At 73.3% G+C, this 16,114-nt stretch carries 16 protein-coding genes; 14 read left to right on the forward strand and 2 right to left on the reverse strand.

Annotated features, from left to right (window positions below):
• Positions 1–111: 111 nt before the first annotated feature.
• Entirely contained in the window at positions 112–921 is an 810-nt protein-coding gene (locus RAN62_RS14640) for a hypothetical protein (RefSeq protein ID WP_305785139.1), read from the reverse strand.
• Positions 922–1,071: 150 nt separating this feature from the next.
• Here RAN62_RS14640 and RAN62_RS14645 point away from each other — a divergent pair, with 150 nt between their 5' ends.
• The 6 genes from RAN62_RS14645 to RAN62_RS14670 all read left to right on the forward strand — a co-directional run bounded on the left by RAN62_RS14645 (position 1,072) and on the right by RAN62_RS14670 (position 6,326).
• Positions 1,072–1,710 (forward strand): SIMPL domain-containing protein, encoded by a 639-nt coding sequence (locus tag RAN62_RS14645; protein WP_305785140.1) that lies wholly within the window; start codon positions 1,072–1,074, stop codon positions 1,708–1,710.
• Between the two features lie 49 nt (positions 1,711–1,759).
• Positions 1,760–3,064 carry a DUF4407 domain-containing protein gene (locus RAN62_RS14650; RefSeq protein WP_305785141.1) on the forward strand — a complete coding sequence of 435 codons (1,305 nt, stop codon included), beginning with the start codon at positions 1,760–1,762 and terminating at the stop codon, positions 3,062–3,064.
• A 560-nt stretch (positions 3,065–3,624) separates the two neighbouring features.
• Entirely contained in the window at positions 3,625–4,110 is a 486-nt protein-coding gene (locus tag RAN62_RS14655) for a hypothetical protein (RefSeq protein WP_305785142.1), read from the forward strand.
• Between the two features lie 64 nt (positions 4,111–4,174).
• Positions 4,175–4,639 (forward strand): hypothetical protein, encoded by a 465-nt coding sequence (locus RAN62_RS14660; protein WP_305785143.1) that lies wholly within the window; start codon positions 4,175–4,177, stop codon positions 4,637–4,639.
• Positions 4,636–5,283 carry a hypothetical protein gene (locus tag RAN62_RS14665; RefSeq protein WP_305785144.1) on the forward strand — a complete coding sequence of 216 codons (648 nt, stop codon included), beginning with the start codon at positions 4,636–4,638 and terminating at the stop codon, positions 5,281–5,283. Before RAN62_RS14660 ends, RAN62_RS14665 begins: the two co-directional genes overlap by 4 nt.
• Before the next feature lie 479 nt (positions 5,284–5,762).
• The gene (locus RAN62_RS14670) at positions 5,763–6,326 is read left to right on the forward strand and encodes a hypothetical protein (RefSeq protein ID WP_305785145.1); all 564 of its coding nucleotides are present in this window, start codon (positions 5,763–5,765) and stop codon (positions 6,324–6,326) included.
• Here the strand turns inward: RAN62_RS14670 and RAN62_RS14675 are convergent.
• A complete protein-coding gene (locus RAN62_RS14675; protein ID WP_305785146.1) occupies positions 6,289–6,768 on the reverse strand; it encodes a 2'-5' RNA ligase family protein in 480 nt (159 codons plus the stop codon). The two genes, RAN62_RS14670 and RAN62_RS14675, sit on opposite strands and share 38 nt — an antisense overlap.
• A gap of 288 nt (positions 6,769–7,056) precedes the next feature.
• On the opposite strand from RAN62_RS14675, the gene RAN62_RS14680 reads away from it, so the two are divergent.
• Genes RAN62_RS14680 through RAN62_RS14715 form a run of 8 tightly spaced genes read left to right on the forward strand, consistent with a single transcriptional unit; the run spans position 7,057 to position 16,108 of the window.
• A complete protein-coding gene (locus tag RAN62_RS14680) occupies positions 7,057–7,818 on the forward strand; it encodes a glycosyltransferase family 2 protein (protein ID WP_305785147.1) in 762 nt (253 codons plus the stop codon).
• 14 nt (positions 7,819–7,832) lie between these two features.
• Entirely contained in the window at positions 7,833–8,999 is a 1,167-nt protein-coding gene (locus tag RAN62_RS14685) for a glycosyltransferase (protein ID WP_305785148.1), read from the forward strand.
• Entirely contained in the window at positions 8,996–10,105 is a 1,110-nt protein-coding gene (locus tag RAN62_RS14690; RefSeq protein ID WP_305785149.1) for a glycosyltransferase family 4 protein, read from the forward strand. The genes RAN62_RS14685 and RAN62_RS14690 overlap by 4 nt, the downstream gene beginning before the upstream one ends.
• The gene (locus tag RAN62_RS14695; protein WP_305785150.1) at positions 10,102–11,244 is read left to right on the forward strand and encodes a GNAT family N-acetyltransferase; all 1,143 of its coding nucleotides are present in this window, start codon (positions 10,102–10,104) and stop codon (positions 11,242–11,244) included. Before RAN62_RS14690 ends, RAN62_RS14695 begins: the two co-directional genes overlap by 4 nt.
• Complete coding sequence (locus tag RAN62_RS14700; protein WP_305785151.1) at positions 11,241–13,037, forward strand: putative glycosyltransferase family protein; 1,797 nt, start codon at positions 11,241–11,243, stop codon at positions 13,035–13,037. Before RAN62_RS14695 ends, RAN62_RS14700 begins: the two co-directional genes overlap by 4 nt.
• The gene (locus tag RAN62_RS14705; protein WP_305785152.1) at positions 13,034–13,675 is read left to right on the forward strand and encodes a hypothetical protein; all 642 of its coding nucleotides are present in this window, start codon (positions 13,034–13,036) and stop codon (positions 13,673–13,675) included. The genes RAN62_RS14700 and RAN62_RS14705 overlap by 4 nt, the downstream gene beginning before the upstream one ends.
• Positions 13,665–14,951 (forward strand): lipopolysaccharide biosynthesis protein, encoded by a 1,287-nt coding sequence (locus tag RAN62_RS14710; protein WP_305785153.1) that lies wholly within the window; start codon positions 13,665–13,667, stop codon positions 14,949–14,951. Before RAN62_RS14705 ends, RAN62_RS14710 begins: the two co-directional genes overlap by 11 nt.
• Positions 14,948–16,108, forward strand: coding sequence for a glycosyltransferase family 4 protein (locus RAN62_RS14715; RefSeq protein WP_305785154.1), 1,161 nt, complete (start codon positions 14,948–14,950; stop codon positions 16,106–16,108). Before RAN62_RS14710 ends, RAN62_RS14715 begins: the two co-directional genes overlap by 4 nt.
• Positions 16,109–16,114 lie beyond the last annotated feature (6 nt).

Below are 16,114 nucleotides of genomic sequence, written 5' to 3' on the forward strand. Positions count from 1 at the left end.
CCGGAGGCTGCTCAGTCGGCCCGCGTGCTGTCGCCCGCGTGCTGTCGCCCGCGTGCTGTCGCCCGCGGCTGCTCCGGCGGCCCGCGTGCGCGTGTTGTCGCCGGTGGCCGCTCACCCGTTCTTCTCGTCGTCGCCCGGCTGGTCCGCGCGCTGCCCCGGGATGCGGGCGCCGTCCTCGGTGGCGGCAGGCTCATCCACCGCTTCGTCCGCCGTCTCCGGGGCCGCGTGCGCCGTCTCCGGGGCCGCGTGCGAGCCGGTCGCCGGGGCGTCACCGGCGGCGGGCTCCTCGGTGGCGGGCGCCGGCAGCTCCTTGCTCACCTGCGGCTGGTCCACCCAGAGCGCCCGCAGCTGCCCCTGCATGAAGGTCGTCAGCCGCGCCCGGTACTCCCGGTCGAACTCCTCCAGGCACTCGATCTGCCGCTGCAGGTCCTCGCGCCGGGTGCCGAGGCTGCCGACCACGTCCTCGTACCGCTGCTGGGCCTGCGCCCGCAGCTGCTCGGCCTGGTCCCGCGCCGCACTCGTGATCTTGTGCGCTTGTGCCCGCGCCTCCGACACGATCTTGTCGGCCGACCGCCGGGCCTCGTCGTTGCGCTGCCGCACCTCGCGCGCCGACTTCTCGGCGTTCCGGCGCGCCTCGGCGAGAACCTGGTCGGCCTGCCCGCGCACCTCCCGCGAGTGCTCCCGGGCGTCGTCGGCGATCTTCTCCGCGGCGGCCTGCGCGTCCGTCCGGATCTTGTCCGCCTGCCGGTGCGCGATGGCCACGTGCTCCTCGGCCGTCCGCTGGGCCAGCGTCAGCACCTGCAACGCCTGGTTGGGCGGCATCACCGCGGGCACCACCATCGGGTGCTCGGACGTCTTCGTCTCCGGGGACTGCGCCTGCAGAATGACCTTGAGGCGTTCCGCCGCCTGGTTCTCGCTCACGTGGGACCTCCTGTGACGTCGGTGCGGCCGCCGCTCCGGGCCGGTCAGCCGCTCTAACGGGCCAGTGGGCGTGCACGGCGTGGTCCTGCCCGATTTTTGTCACCTGCGTCTCCCCGCGCCGAACCCCGCGGGACGGGCTAGCGTCGGGGCATGGCTGAGCAACCGATGATCGTCGTCCGTGGCGAGTCCGTGCGGGAAGTGCCGCCGGAGATCGCCCAGTTCTCGGTCACCGTGAACGCCCGGGACAAGGACCGCGAGACCGCCCTCACCCGGCTCGCCGAGCGCTCCGCCGAGCTGCGCACCCTGCTCGACGACCACGGGGACGTGATCGAGCGGCGGGAGACGAGCGGAGTCCAGGTGCGGCCGGAGTTCAAGAAAGGTGAGCGCGTGGCCGCGTACGTGGGCAGTGTGAGCACGACCGTCACCGTGAGCGACTTCACCGCCCTGGGTGAGCTGCTCCTGCGGCTGGCGGATGCCGACATGACCACCGTCTCGGGCCCGTGGTGGCAGTTGCGGCCGGGCAGCCGCGCGGGTGCCGGCGTGCGTCAGGAGGCCGTGACCGATGCGCTGAGCCGGGCCCGCGAGTATGCGGCAGCAGTCGGCGCCGACGTCGACCGTCTCGTCGAGATCAGCGACGAGGGCGTCGGTGGCGGCGGTCCCATGATGCGCAGCATGGCGTTCGCGAAGGACGCCGGCGGCGAGGAGCTCGACCTCGACCCGCAGCAGCAGACTGTGCACGCCTCGGTGACGGTGCGAGTGACGATCACCGAGCCGGCCCTGCCCGCCTGATCCGGAGGTTTCGCCACGCGGGGCGGGGTGGATCGGACAGACTCGGGCCATGCGTCGTTTGCTGCTCCGGATCGCCAACGTGAACCCGGACAGCGTGACCACGCATTCCGACCGGGTGCTGTACTGCTCGATCGGGATTTTCATGATCCTTTACTTCGGGTACGGGACGGTCGGCGGCGCCGCGTTCGTCGATGCCAGTTCGAACTACACGCACCCGTGGTGGCAGTGGCTGGTCGGCGCGGTCGTGGCGAGCGGGGTCATCGCGTACGACCGGGCGGTGGTCGGCCGGGTGGCGATCAACTACCAGAATCTCGAGTCGCCCGACCCGGCGGATCTGCTGCGGAAGCCGACCGTCGGGCTCTACGCCGGGCGGCTGTGCCTGGCGTTGCTGTTCGCCGCGCTGATCACCGAGCCGTTGATGCTGGCCCGCTATCAGGGTGAGATCGACGCGCGGCTCAACGAGGTGCACAACGAGCAGATCAGCGAGATCGAGGTCAGCGGGGCGATCGCCGCGTACGACGCCCGGCTGCAGATCCTCAAGCGCGAGACGGCCGCCGACGATGCCGCGGTGCAGGCGCTCAACACCCGGGCCGCGGAGAAGCGGCGGGACGCGCGGCAGCTCTACCAGCAGGCGCTCGCCGACTCGGAGGGCGACGGCGTGTCGCGCAAGTCGGGGTGTCCGGCGGGCGGCTACTGCGACAAGCTGGTGCAGCGCTCGCGGGGGCTCGACGATCAGGCCGCCGCGCTGGACAAGCAGGCCGCGGAGCTGCAGCAGTCGCAGCAGGAGGCGCGCGATTCCCGCGCCCGGGAGGCGGCGGATCTCACTGCCAAGATCAGCAACCAGCGTACGGCCAACGCGGACGCGATCCGGGCGGACTCCGGCTTCGGCGCCCGCACGGCGGCCATGTGGTACCTGGTGAGCAGCGACTTCTGGGGCATCGGCGTCTTCTACATCGGCATCGCCCTGTTGCTCGTGGCCCTGGACTGCGCGGCCGTCGGGCTGAAGTTCGCCTCGCACGGGAACGCCTACGAGCGGATCGAGGCCCGCGCCGCCCGGGGCCAGGAGCACGAGGCCGCCATCGGGTACGAGCAGGGCCTGCGCGACGCCCGTCGCTATGCCGAGGCGGCCGCCCGGGTCATGGCCGAGAGCATCGGCAAGGCGTCCCGGGACGAGGAGCTCGCCGCGATGGCCATGGAACGCGCCCGCGTCCACCTATACGACAGTGTCGCGTCGAGCGCCCTGCCGCCGCTGTCGCCCGTGGCCTTCCTGGAACGGCACCCGGCCGATCGCCCGGCGACGCGCGCGGTCCGTGAGGTGGCGGAGCGCGAAGTGGCGGATCGCCTCCGCGCGTGACGCGGGACGGGCCGGCGAGCCCGGCCACCGGCTACCATGTCACTCCGGCGCACCGCCTGCCCACGCTCTGTCATCGGCGGCGCGCCTGCTCCACCGACGGGCTCCTCACGTGAGGGGCCCGTCGTCGTTGAAAGACCCGTAAGCCGTTTATCTCTTTCAGGGGAGCGGCGCGCCGATCGGCCTAATCCTTCCGGAGACGCAGTTTCCCGGGAGTCCCGCCCGGTGCAAGGTCATTCATTTCCGGCGGCCCCGCCGGCACCTCTCCGGCCGGTTGCCGGGCCGCCAATGTGCTAGCGCCATGACGCTGCTGGTCAGCCGCGTGTTCGAAACGCTTGGTAGACGGCCGTGAAAACACCGCGTCCACCGGGGGGATTAGTCCGGCGGGCGCGTTCCCGGGGGCCGGAAGAACGATCGACCCACCCACGCCGATCGTCCATCTTTGTCGCAGCGCCGGAACGCTTCGAGCCCCGGCCGCACCCGATTTCTTCTGCGCATCCCACCGCCGGCCGACACCGGCGGGGTGGCCGTGCGCGACCGATTGGTTCCGGGAGGAACATCCGATGAGCAAGACCGCCAAGCGTTCCGCCGTCATCGCCACCGTCGCCGCCGTCGCGGTCGGCGGGCTGGGCGTCACCGCTTGGGCCGCCGGCTGGTTCGCGGAGGGCACCGCGACCGGTACGGCACAGAGCTCCGACATTCAGCCGCTGGCGGCGACGATCACTCTCGACGGCAAGGTCTTCCCGGGCGCGAGGCGCAACGCCACGGTGAGCGTCACCAACCCCAACGACTTCAAGGTCGCCCTGAACAAGGCCGAGGCGCCGACGTTCTCGGCGAAGAAGACTGACGGCACGGAGAACGCCGCCTGTGCCGGCACGTTGAACGCCAACGTCGTGAAGATCACCGGCTTCAGCGGCTCGCCGACGATTGCCGCGGGCGCCAAGGGTCAGGCGATCACCCTGCCGGTCGAGATCGGCGACCTCGACCAGAAGTGTGCCGGATCCCTGCTCACCGTGACCATGAAGTTCGGTGGCACCAGCACGGTCTGAACCTCATGACTCGGTGGGCGGAGAGGGGCTCCGCCCACCGTCCTACTTCCGGAAGGAGACGGGTGTGCCGTACTGGCGAATCAGTGCCGTCGCCGCAGGTCTCGTGGCCGTCGCGCTGGCCACGGGCGGGACGGGCCCAGCACCCGAAGGCACCATCGAGCTGGCGTCCCGCGGCACCCCGGCCTCGCACGGCGGCACCTTCTCGGTGCGGGCCCGCCCGGTCACCGGTCTCTTCCCGGGAGTGGTGAAGCCGATGGTGGTGACGCTGCGGAATCCGTACGACTTCGATCTGCGCGTCACCACCATCGGTGGCAAGGTCACGGACTCGTCCAAGCGCTCCTGCCGCCCGGGCACCAGGACCGTGTCGGCGCGACCCTATGCCGGGCGGCTCCCGGTGGTCGTGCCGGCGCGCAGCACCCGGGAGGTGGGCGCCGTGCCGATCGCGATGGCGGCGGACGCGCCGGAGCGGTGCCGGCGGACCACGTTCGAGGTGCTGCTCACCGGCCGGGCGACGAAGGCGGGCCGATGAGAACCGCGAAGACCCTGGCCACGGTGGCGGTGGCCGTCGGTGTGGCACTGGGCGGCAGCGTCTACGCCTTCGCCGGCTGGTCCGCCGCCACGCCCGCCGCGGTCCTGCGGATGCGCACGGCCGAGATGCCGGCCGGTGCCGTGCCCAGCGTCGCGAAGGCCGGCAAGAACGCCGTCGTCACCTGGGCGCCGTCCATCCTGGCCGCAGGGGTACGGGCCCAGCACTACACCGTCATCCGGACAGGCGCCGGCGGCCCGGTCGTCGTCTGCCCGGAGGTGACCACGACGACGTGCCGTGACGTGGCGGTGCCGGGCGGGACGTGGTCGTGGCAGGTCCGCCCCGCGTACGAGCACTGGGTCGGCGATCTCAGCGGCCCGAGCGTGCCCCTGACCTTCGCCGGTCCGCCGGAAGTCGCGGCGGTGGCCCGCATGGGCTCGCCGTCGTCGTCCCCGCTGCCCTCCACCAAGCCGTCAGCGAGCCCGGCGGTCACCAGCACTCCCACCGTGTCGCCGCCCTCCGCACCAAGTCCTGACCCGGTGGACGAAGAACCGTCGCCGAGCGCGGTGCCGTCCGAGCCGGAGCCCGTCGACCCGCCGCTGCCGAGCGCCAGCGCCAGCGCCGGCGCCGGCATCGGCGAACAGTAAATCCCTCCCCGGGTCGCAGCCCCGGTCTCCCCGCACCACGGAGACCGGGGCTGTGCCGTGCCAACTTCTCGCACTCTTCATGCACCATCTGCACGGATCGCCGCCCGCGTCGCACAAACCCACTCCGGCGGATTAGGCCGGTCGGCAGCGAATGCGCGCACGATCCCCGGATGCGGCGGGACCGGCCTTTTGCCACAGTGGTCGGCGGGGCGCATTTCTCCCCGGCGCGCAACTTGCGATTTGCGTTTCCCCGCGCCGTCGGCTAACGACCCCCGCTAAAACCTTTCAGCGGACCCGCGAAAACGGTCGTCACGGCCCTGGCCCCCGGGGGCCGTCCCCCTCGCGGATTAGGCCGCTCGGTCGCTCCTGCCCATTTTCTGCCCGTTCCAGTACGGACGGTTCACCGATCGCCGTCGCAGCCGCTTTCGGGCACCGTGGTTCACGGAACCCGTACCACCGTCGTGCAGGAGGAAGCCCCCATGCGGACCGAGGATGGAGCACCCGTCACCCTCGAGCGCGGCGAGGAAGAGACGGTGGAGCTGGGCGCCCGCAAACGGTCCCGCTTCGACCGGCGGACCCGGATCATCCTGGGCGTGGCGGCGGTCGCGGCGGCGGCGGTCAACGCGGGCGCGGGCTGGACCTACTGGCGGCTGACCGATGACGAGCCCGCGGCCGGCAACGCCCAGGACAGCGTCGTGCTTCAGCTGCGGGGCCGCTCCGACTACGCCGTACCGCTGCGGCCCGGCGCCGCCGGCGACCTGACCGTGACGGTCGCCAACGTCAACGGCTTCCCGATCCGCATCACCGAGGTCCGGCCCGGCATCGGCAACGCCGTCGCCGACGCCGAGCACCGCGACGCGGGCTGCGAGCGCACGGGCGTCGCCCTCACCCGCCCGGCCTTCCCGGTCGACTGGCGGGTCGCCGCCAACAATGTCGCGGTCTTCTCGGTCCCCGGCGGCGTCACCATGAGCACGAGCGCCGACCCCGCGTGCCGCGACGGCTTCTTCACGGTTCCGGTGCAGGTCTCGGGCAGCAGGGGCTGACCGTCCGCGTCTCGCTGTCGTAGCTGCGCGCGGCGACGAACATCCCGCGCGCCGGTGCCAGCCCGCGCAGCACCGGCTCGTACACGGTGGGATCTTTCACCCGCAGGGCCAGGCTCACGTGCGGCACCCAGGGCTGGTCGTTGCCCATCGCCTCGGCCACGGCGGCCCGCATGGCCTCCAGCTCCGTCCCGGCCGCCACCCGCCACGCCACCGCGTGCCCGAAAAAGATCACATCATCGAGTACGGCCGGCAGCGGCAGCCCGGCCACCGCCGCCACTGCCTGCGGGGTCAGCGCGGCCCCCGTGGCCAGCGTCAGATGCGGCCGGTTGGTGGGGTGCTCGTGGGTGGCCAGGCTCTTCAGCCCGGCCGCCCGCAACCGCTCCCACACGCCCCGGACGGTCCGATCCACGTCATCGTCCAAGGTCAGCTCGACGGAGTGCACCCGGATCACCGTAGAAGAACCCGGATAACAGTGCGAGCCGGTCCACCGCAGCCGAACCACGCTGTCCTGCGGCTTTCCCTCGATCGAAGTAGCCGGTTCGGGCCAACATCACCCTGCTCATCAGGGGAAACGCGTCCAACTTCTCCGCAACTGTCCTAACTTGAGCGACGAGTCACCACCGCATCGCTCAACGAAGGGCTGTCCATGCTCGGGTCCGGCGCACGCCATGCCCACTCCGCCGCCGTACTCGAGGGTGCGGCGCACACCGGAAGCGGCAGGGCGCCGCGCGTGACGGTCGTCATGCCGACGCTCAACGAGGCGCGGAACCTGCCGCACGTCCTGCCCCTGCTGCCGCCGGTGGACGAGCTCGTCGTCGTCGACGGCGGCTCCGACGACGACACCCTGGCCGTCGCGCGCATGCTGCGGCCGGACGCCGTGCTCGTCCGGCAGAACCGCCGGGGCAAGGGCAACGCGCTGGCCTGCGGGTTCGCGGCGGCGACGGGGGACATCATCGTCATGATCGACGCGGACGGCTCGACCGACCCGCGGGAGATCCCGCGCTTCGTGGCCGAGCTGACCGAGGGCGCCGACTTCGCCAAGGGCAGCCGGTTCGTGGCGGGCGGCGGCAGCAGCGACATCACCCGGTTGCGCCGGCTGGGCAACCAGTTCCTCAACGTACTGGTCAACGGCCTGTTCCGGACCCGGTACAGCGATCTCTGCTACGGCTACAACGCGTTCTGGGCGTACTGCCTGCCGGTGTTCGAGCTGGACAGCACGTCGCCGGCCCCGGCCGGGGGCGCCCGGCTGTGGGGCGACGGCTTCGAGATCGAGACCCTGCTCAACGTCCGCGCGGCCCGGGCCCGGCTGCGCCTGGTCGAGGTGCCGAGCCACGAGCACGCCCGCATCCACGGCGCCAGCAACCTGAACGCGGTCACCGACGGCCTGCGGGTGCTGCGCACGATCTTCCGCGAGGTCCGGCGTCCCCGGACGGCGCCGGAGGCGGCCTATCTGGCCGGGCACCGGGACCACGCCGCCGAGCACGGGCAGTGAGCGGGGACCGGGCGATGGCACGCGTCATGATCGTGGGATCCGGCTGGCGGTTCACCAGCGGCATCTCGTACTACACCTGCCGGCTGAGCAACGAGCTGTCCGCCGAGCACGAGGTGGCCGCTCTGCTCATGCGGGGGCTGGTGCCCGAGCAGGCCTATCCCGGCCGGGCCCGCGTCGGCCGGGAGGTGCACAGCGCGACCGACTATCTGCCCGAAGTGGACGTCTACGAGGGCGTGGACTGGTCGTGGGGCCGGTCGCTCCTGGACGGCCTGCGGTTCCTGCGCGACTTCCGGCCCGACGTCGTGGTGTTCCAGTGGTGGACCGGGGCGGTGCTGCACACCTATCGGATGCTGGCCGCGCAGGCCCGCCGGCTGGGCGCCCGGGTGGTGGTCGAGTTCCACGAGGTGCAGGACACCGGCGAGATCAAGGTGCCGCTCGTCCGCGACTACGTACGGTGGGGGCTGCCCCGGTTGCTCGACAAGTGCGACGGTTTCGTGCTGCACAGCGACTTCGACCGGGACCTGTTGCGGTCGGCCTACCGGCTGCCCGGGGTGCCGACGGTGATCGTTCCCCACGGCCCGTACGACCAGCACCGCCCGCCGGCCCCGACGCCCCGCCCCGGCCACGAGCCGGTCCGGCTGCTGTTCTTCGGGACGATCCGGCCGTACAAGGGGCTGGAGGACCTGGTGTCCGCGTTCGACCTGATCGCGGCGGAGGAGCCGGACGCGTACCGGCTGCGGGTGGTCGGCGAGACGTGGGAGAACTGGCAGCTGCCGCTGGACCTGATCCGCCGCTCCCCGCACCGGGAGCTGATCTCGCTGACCAACCGCTACGTCGACGACAAGGAAGTGGCGGCCGCCTTCGCCGGGGCCGACGTCGTCGTCCTGCCGTACCGGCGCTCGTCGTCCTCCGGCCCGCTGCACATCGCCATGGCCGCGGGGCTGCCGACGGTGGTCACCGGGGTCGGCGGGCTGGTCGAGGCCGCCGCCGGGTACGCGGGCGTCGTCCACGTCCCCCCGGCCGATCCCGTCGCGCTGGCCGCGGGCATCCGCGCCGCCGCGAAGCTCAAGGGCCGCACGTTCGCCGACGCTCGCTCGTGGGACGACACCCGCGCGGCCGTCCGGGCGCTGCTGGGCGAGCTGGGCATCGCCACGCCGGTGCGGACGGGTGGCGCCCGGTGAGGATCGCTCTCGTCAGCAAGCGCTACCCGCCGCACACCGGCGGGGTGGAGGAGCACGTCAGCGCGCTCGCCACCGAGTACGCCCGGCAGGGCGACGACGTCGTCGTGCTCACCTACGGCACCGGGCCGCGCCCGGCGCAGGACGTCGTCGACGGTGTCGAGGTCCGCCGCTTCCCGCTGTCGTGCACAGTGCCGAACTTCGAGTACTCGCGCGCCCTCGCCGAGCACCTGGGCATGGTCCACGGCGGCTTCGACGTGGTGCACGCGCACAGCTATCACGCGTTGCCGGCCCTTTCCGCCGCCCGGGTCCGTCCCGCCTCGTTCGTCTTCACGCCGCACTACCACGGCACCGGGCACTCGGCGCTGCGCAGTGCCCTGCACCGGCCGTACCGGCTGGTGGGCCGGCAGATCGTGGGCCGGGCCGGGCGCGTCGTCTGCGTGTCGGCCGCGGAACAGGCCCTGCTGCTGCGGCACTTCCCGGAGGCGGCCGGCCGGTGCGTCGTGGTGCCCAACGGCATCCGCCGCCCCGACCCGGCGCCGGACCTGACCCGGCATCACTGGGCCGCGGAGATCCGCCGGTCGGACCTCGTGACGGTGGGCCGGCTGGAGAGCTACAAGGGCGTGGACCACGCCATCACCGCCCTGGCCGGCCTGCCCGGGCGGACGCGGCTGCACGTCCTGGGCGAGGGTCCGCACCGCGCGGCGCTGGCCGTCCGGGCGGCGCGCAGCGGGCTGAGCAAGCGGGTCTTCTTCCACGGGCGACTGCCGCGGCCCGCGCTGGACGCCGCCCTGCAGCGCTGCGGCGCCGTGCTGAGCCTGAGCCGGCACGAGGCGTTCGGCCTGGTGCTGGGGGAGGCGCTGGCGGCCGGCGCGAAGGTCGTCGCCTCGGACATCCCGGCGCACCGCGAGCTGGCCGCGCCGGTTCCCGAGCGGGTGGCGCTCTGGGCGTACGGGGAAAAAGGTCTGGCCGCGGTGATCGCCGAGCTGCTCGACCGCCCGGCGCCGGGCACCGCCGTCGCCCTGCCCGGCTGGGCCGACATCGCCCGGCAGACCCGCGGCCTCTATGCCGAGGCCGGCACCGGCGGGGCGGCGACCGCGCTCCGATGACCGCACCCTCCCTCCTGCGGCCCGAGCAGTTCGCGGCCACCGCGCGGTTGACGGTGACCTGCAGCCACGACCGGGCCGAGGCGGCCGCCGCGGACGCCGACTGGGACCGGCTCTACCGCGAGTCGGCGAGCACCAACCCGTTCCTGCACCCCGCCTGGGCCCGGGCCGCGGCGGGACAGGCCGCCGAGCCGTGGCACATCCGCGTGCACGACGCCGGTGCCCTCGTCGCGGTGGCGGCGCTGGAGCTCGCCACCGTGTTCCCCGGCACGCGGGTGCTGCGCGTCGCCGGCGCCCACCGCTACAGCGCCCTGCTCGAGCTGCCGTCGCTACTGGTCCATCCCCGGTACGTCCGGAGCGCCACCCGCGCGATCGTCGAGTACCTGATGTCCCGGGCGGGCCGGTGGTCCTGGGCCCAGCTGCCCCTGAGCGAGCACACGGCGTGGTTCGAGCCGGACTGGCTGCCCGGCGGCACCGGCCTGGTGACCGAGCGGCTCGTGCGGGCCGAGGTGATCCTCGCCCTCGGCGACTGTGCCCGCCTGCGCAGCCGGAACCTGCGCGAGAGCGTCCGGCGCTCGCGGAACCGGCTGACCCGCGACTTCGGGGCGCAGTGGAGCATCGTCCGGATCACCGACCCCGTACGGCTGCCGTCGTCCGTGGACAACCTGATCCGGCTGCACCACGAGCGGAGCGTGCTCACGGGGCGCAAGGGGCATCCGGACCGGCTCGCGGTGCCGGCGCTCCGGGCGTACCTGGATCAGGTGGCCGGGATGCAGCAGGCGGGAGGCCCGGTCCTCAGCTGTTACGAGCTGCACGCCGGGGGTGACGTGATCGCGCAGCTGCTCGCGCTGCACGCACCCGCCGCGACCTACTGCGGCCCGTCCGGCTTCGGCGCGGCCGCCTGGCCCTACTCGCCCACCACGATGCTGCAGTGGCAGGCGTGCGAGGACGCCCGGGGCGAGGGCTGCCGGTCCTTCAGCCTGTCGACCGGGCCGGACCGGGCCAAGCTGCGCTGGAGCAGCGACGTGCGGATCCATCCCGAGTTCGCCGTGGTCGCGCCGCGCCGGGGAGCCCGCATCGCCTACGCCTGTTACGCCCAGGCCGCCGCGGCCTCCCGCCTGCACCGGCAGTTCCGCGGATGACGACGACAGCCGCCGCGCCCACGCCGGTCGCCGTCGCGAGCCCGGCCCGGGACCAGCTGCGCTGGATCGCCGTCTCGGCGCTGGCGGGCATGACCGGGCTGGTGCTGGTCTGGTGGTCCTACCGGCTGACGTTCGCCCCGGGCGGCCACCACTACACCGTCTTCTGGATCGGCTGTCTCGTGGCGGGACTGCCGCCGGCGGTCCGGGCGGTCGCGGGCGCCGTCCCGGCCTGGGAGCGGCTGACCCAGGTGGTGCTGCTGTCGGTGTTCCTCATGGGACCCAAGCTGCTGCGCACCCCGGACCGGCCGCTCTACCACGACGAGTACGCCCACATTGTCCAGGCCGAGCACCTGCGGGCGACCGGGCACCTGTTCGCCGACAACTGGCTCGTGCCGGTCATCAAGTCGTACCCGTCGCTGCACACCGTCACGGCGTACCTGATCGACCTGTCCGGACTGCCGGGCTGGCGGGTGGGGCAGGCGGTGATCCTGCTGGCCCACGTGCTGGCCGCCGTGGGCGCGTACGCACTGGTCGCCGAGCTCTGGCACAGCGAGCGGGCGGGGGCGGCCGGGGCGGTCACGTACATGCTGAATGCCGGCTACATGTACTTCGACAGCCAGTTCTCGTACGAGGGCCTGGCCCTGGTCTTCTTCGTGTGGACCGGTTACCTGGCGGTGCGGATCAGCCGGGGCGGCGGGTGGCGGACCGTGCCGCTGGCGATCCTCCTCGGCGCGGCGCTCGTGACGACCCATCACCTGACGGCGATCGCGCTCGTCGTGCTGCTGCTTCTGCTCTGTGCGTCGGCCCGCCTCAAGCCGCTCTTCCTGCTCACCGGCGCGATCACGTGTTTCCTGGCGTTCTGGCTGCTCGCTGTCTCGCCGTACACGCTGCAATACCTGTCGCCCTACCTGGGCACCGGGCTGAGCCAGCTCGCCGGCATCGTCTCGTCGGGATCCGGCGGACGGCAGCTGTACGCCGCGAGCACCACCCCGTTCTACGAGCGCGCCGCCGCGTTCCTCGCCATCGCCGTGCTCGCCGCGGTGGCGATCGTCCACCTCGTCCGGTCGCGGTTCCTGCGCGCCGACGCCGGGGCCCGGCTGGGCTGGGTCCTCTACGGCGGCCTCTACTTCCTGTCGATCCCGCTGATCCTCAGTCCGATGGGCGCCGAGGCGGCCCGCCGCACGTGGGCGTTCACCTTCTTCGGCGTCGCCGTGCTCGTCGGCGGCCTGTTCCACGCGGGCCGCGTGCGGCTGGTCGCGGCGGCGCTCGGGTTCGTGGTGGTGCTGGTCGGCAACGTGTCGGCGGGTCAGAACGAGTACTACCGCTTCCCCGGCCCGATCGTCTTCGGCACCGACACCCGCGACGTGAGCGCCGAGACCCTGGAGCTGGCCCGGTGGCTGCGGGCCGGGGTGGCGCCGGGGGAGCGGATCGCCACCGACCGCTTCAACGGCCTGCAGCTGAGCTGGTCCGGCGGGCTCGACGTGGTCCGGGCCACCGGGGACCTGCCCTACTGGGAGCTCTATCTGGAGGATCTGCCGCCGTCGGTCCGGCTCGCCGACGAGATGCGCCGCCGCGACGTCGCCTATCTGGTCCTCGACGAGCGGATGACGAGGAGCCTGCCGGTGCTGGGCATCTACTTCCAGCCCGACGAGGCGTTCACAGTGCACGAGCCGCTCGACCCCGGCCGGTTCGACCGCTACTTCGACCAGCCCTGGGCCTCGGTGGTGCTCGACAGCACCACGGTCCGGGTGGTCCGCATCGACCTCGACCTGTTCGCCCGGAGCGCCCGATGAGATTCCCGCATCTGTCCTGCCTCGCCGCCGGCGCTGTGATCATGGAACTCGGAGTGCTCTTCCGGGGGCCGGTGGGGATCCTCGCGGCCGTCGTAGCGATGGTGTTGCCGGGCTGGCTCGTCTCGCGCCGCCTCGCCCTGGTGACCGGCCTGGCCCTGATCGCCGCCGCGGGGCTGGGCAGCTGGGCCCTCACCGGGGAGTTCCGCGCCTGGCTGGTGACGCTGCTGCTCGTGGCGGCCGCGGCGGGACCCGCGTGGCGCCGCGACCGGGCCGGTGCCGCCCTGCCGCGGATCGATCGGCGGCATCTGGCCGCGGCCGGCGCGGTCGCGGCCGTGACGGCGACCGCCTTCGCGCTGACCACCGTCGGCTCGGTGCTGCCCGACGACGACTTCTTCCAGGCCCGGCTGACGGCCCCGCAGCCCGGGAAGATCGCGGTCGAGGTCGTCAACCACTCGGCGGCCGCGAAACCCGTGGTGGTCGCGACGTCCTGGGGCTCGGCCACCGAGATTCGTGTCGAGGCGGGGGCCACCACCGTGCTGCGGCTGCCGTTCCCGTGCACGGGCCGCATCGACGTCACGGTGACGGCGCCCGGCGTCTCCCGGCGGCTCACCCGGGAGGTGCTGCCCGGTGACTGTTGATCAGCTCAAGGAGCTCGCCGGGGCGGCCCGGCGCGATCCGGCGGGGGAGCTGGCCCGGCTGTGGGCCAACAGCCTGATCCGCAACGCCCTGCAGCTCATGTCCACGACGGTCGCCACGGCCGGGCTCGGCTACGTGTTCTGGCTGCTCGCCGCCCGGCTGGCCACCCCGCACGAGGTGGGCCTGGGCGCGGGGCTGACCTCGGTGGCCACGGCCGTCTCGGTCGCGGTCCACCTCGGGGGCGGCATGGTGCTGGTCGAGCGGCTGCCCCGGCACGAGCGGACGGGCGGCTGGTGGCCCCGGCTGCTCGCCGTGCTGGGGATCGAGCTGGGCGCCACCGTGGGCGTGGCGCTGGCGACCGCCGCGGTGCTGGGCGGGCACTCCGGCTTCGCCGAGGCGCTCGCCACCCCGGGCCGGATCCTGGTCTTCACGGTCGGCGCGGTCGCGTGGACCGGCGTCAACGTGCTCTCGTACGCCTTCATCTCGCTGCGCCGGGCGGGCCGGGGCCTCGCGGTCAACGCCACGGTCAGCGCCGCCAAGATCCTCATCTTCGTCGGGAGCGGCGGCGTCTTCACCAGCTGGGCGCTGGCCGGACTGGCCGGGCTGCTGGTGGGGGCCGTGCTGCTCCCGCGCTGGGGCGTCCGCCCGCACACCCCGCCCGCGTTGCGCCGCGAGGTGCTGGGCAGCTTCTTCTGGCACCACCTGACCAGCTGCGCCGGGGTCCTGGTGCCGCTGCTGCTGCCCGTCCTCGTGGTGATGCGGGTGTCCGCCGAGGACAACGCGTACTTCTACACGACCTGGATGCTCGGCGGCATCTTCCTCACGGTCAGCCAGTCCGTGTCGTCGGCCCTCTTCGCCGAGGGCTCGCTGGCGGCCGCCGAGGTGCAGCGCAAGCTCGGCACCGCCGCCCGGCTCATCGCGGCCCTGCTCGCGGTGCCCGTCCTGCTGGTGCTCACGGCCGGCGCCCAGATTTTGCACATCTTCGGCCCGGGCTTCGCCGAGCGCGGCGCGCTGCTGCTCTTCGCGCTGGTCGGGGCGGCGGTCCCGGACGGCGTCACCAGCCTGGCGGTCGCGGTCCTGCGCGTACGCCGCCGCCTGCGCACCGCCGCCCACCTGAACCTCGCGATGTCCGTCGTCACCCTGGCCGGCGCCTGGTTCCTCCTGCCCCGGCTCGGCATCGTCGGCGCGGGGCTGGCGTTCCTGGCCGCCCAGTCGCTCGGCGCGCTGGCGGTCCTGCCGTTCCTCCTCTCCTTCCGATCCCGTGGAGTGGCCGCATGAGGGTCCTGCTCGTCTCCGACATGTACCCGCCGTTCCCCGGGGGCCTGGAGGCGCACGTCGCACGGCTGGCCCGCCACCTGATCACTCGCGGTCACGAGGTGGCCGTCGTGTCGGTCCGGCACCCCACCTCGGACATCTCGCCGGCAATCGCGAGCCCGCTGCTGCTGGATCTGGTGCCGGGCCTCTACCGGGCCGGCCGGCCGTTCCACCCGCCGTGGCCCGATCCGCTGTTCCGCCGCACGCTGCGACGCACCGTCGACGCCTTCCGCCCCGACGTCGTCCACGCGCACGGCTGGTGCGTGTTCTCCGCCGTGGCCGCCGCGCGGGACGTGCCGGTGGTCACCACGCTGCACGACTACGGGCTGCTGTGCCCGGCGAAATCCCTGTCCTGCGGCGGCCGGAGGTGCACCGGGCGGCTCTGCTGCGCCACGTGCGCCGGGTGTGAGCAGGGGATGGTGCGACGGGTGGCGCTGGCCGGGGCGCTGCGTCTTCGTACACCGGCTCTGGTCCGGCGGCTCGCCGCCATGATCGCCGTCAGCTCGTGCGTCGCCGAGACGCACCTGGCGGCCGGGGTCGGCGACCCGGACCGGATGCACGTCGTCCCCAACTTCGTCGACCTGCCCCCGGCGCGGCCCGAGCCGGTGCCGGCCTCGGGGCGGGTGCTCTTCGTCGGGCCGCCGGACCGGCACAAGGGCCGGTCCGTCCTGGAGCAGGCGTTCACCCGGGACTGCCTGCGCGATCGCGAGCTGCGCCTGGTCGGCGACGCCGCGGCACGGTCGGCGGGCAACGTGGTCGCGGTCGGGCGGCGGTCCGGGGCCGACCTGTGGCGGGAGTTCCACGAGTCCTCGGTCGTCGCGCTCCCGGGCGTCTGGATGGACCCGTGCCCGACGGTCGCCCTGGAGGCCATGGCCCTCGGCCGCCCGGTGGTCGGCTCCGGCCTCGGCGGGCTCACCGACATCGTCGAGGACGGGGTGACCGGCGTGCTCGTCCCGCCGGGCGACCCCGACCGGCTGGCCCGGGCGCTCGCCGGGCTCACCGCGGACCCGGGGCGGCTGGCCGGTTACGGCACCGCCGGGCTCGCCCGCGTGCGCTCCCGGTTCAGCCCGGACGCGGTGGTGCCCCGGATCGAGGCGATCTATCGGGAGGTGGCGACCTGACCTCCT

This window comes from Symbioplanes lichenis (assembly GCF_030709675.1).
Taxonomy (GTDB): Bacteria; Actinomycetota; Actinomycetes; order Mycobacteriales; family Micromonosporaceae; genus Actinoplanes; species Actinoplanes lichenis.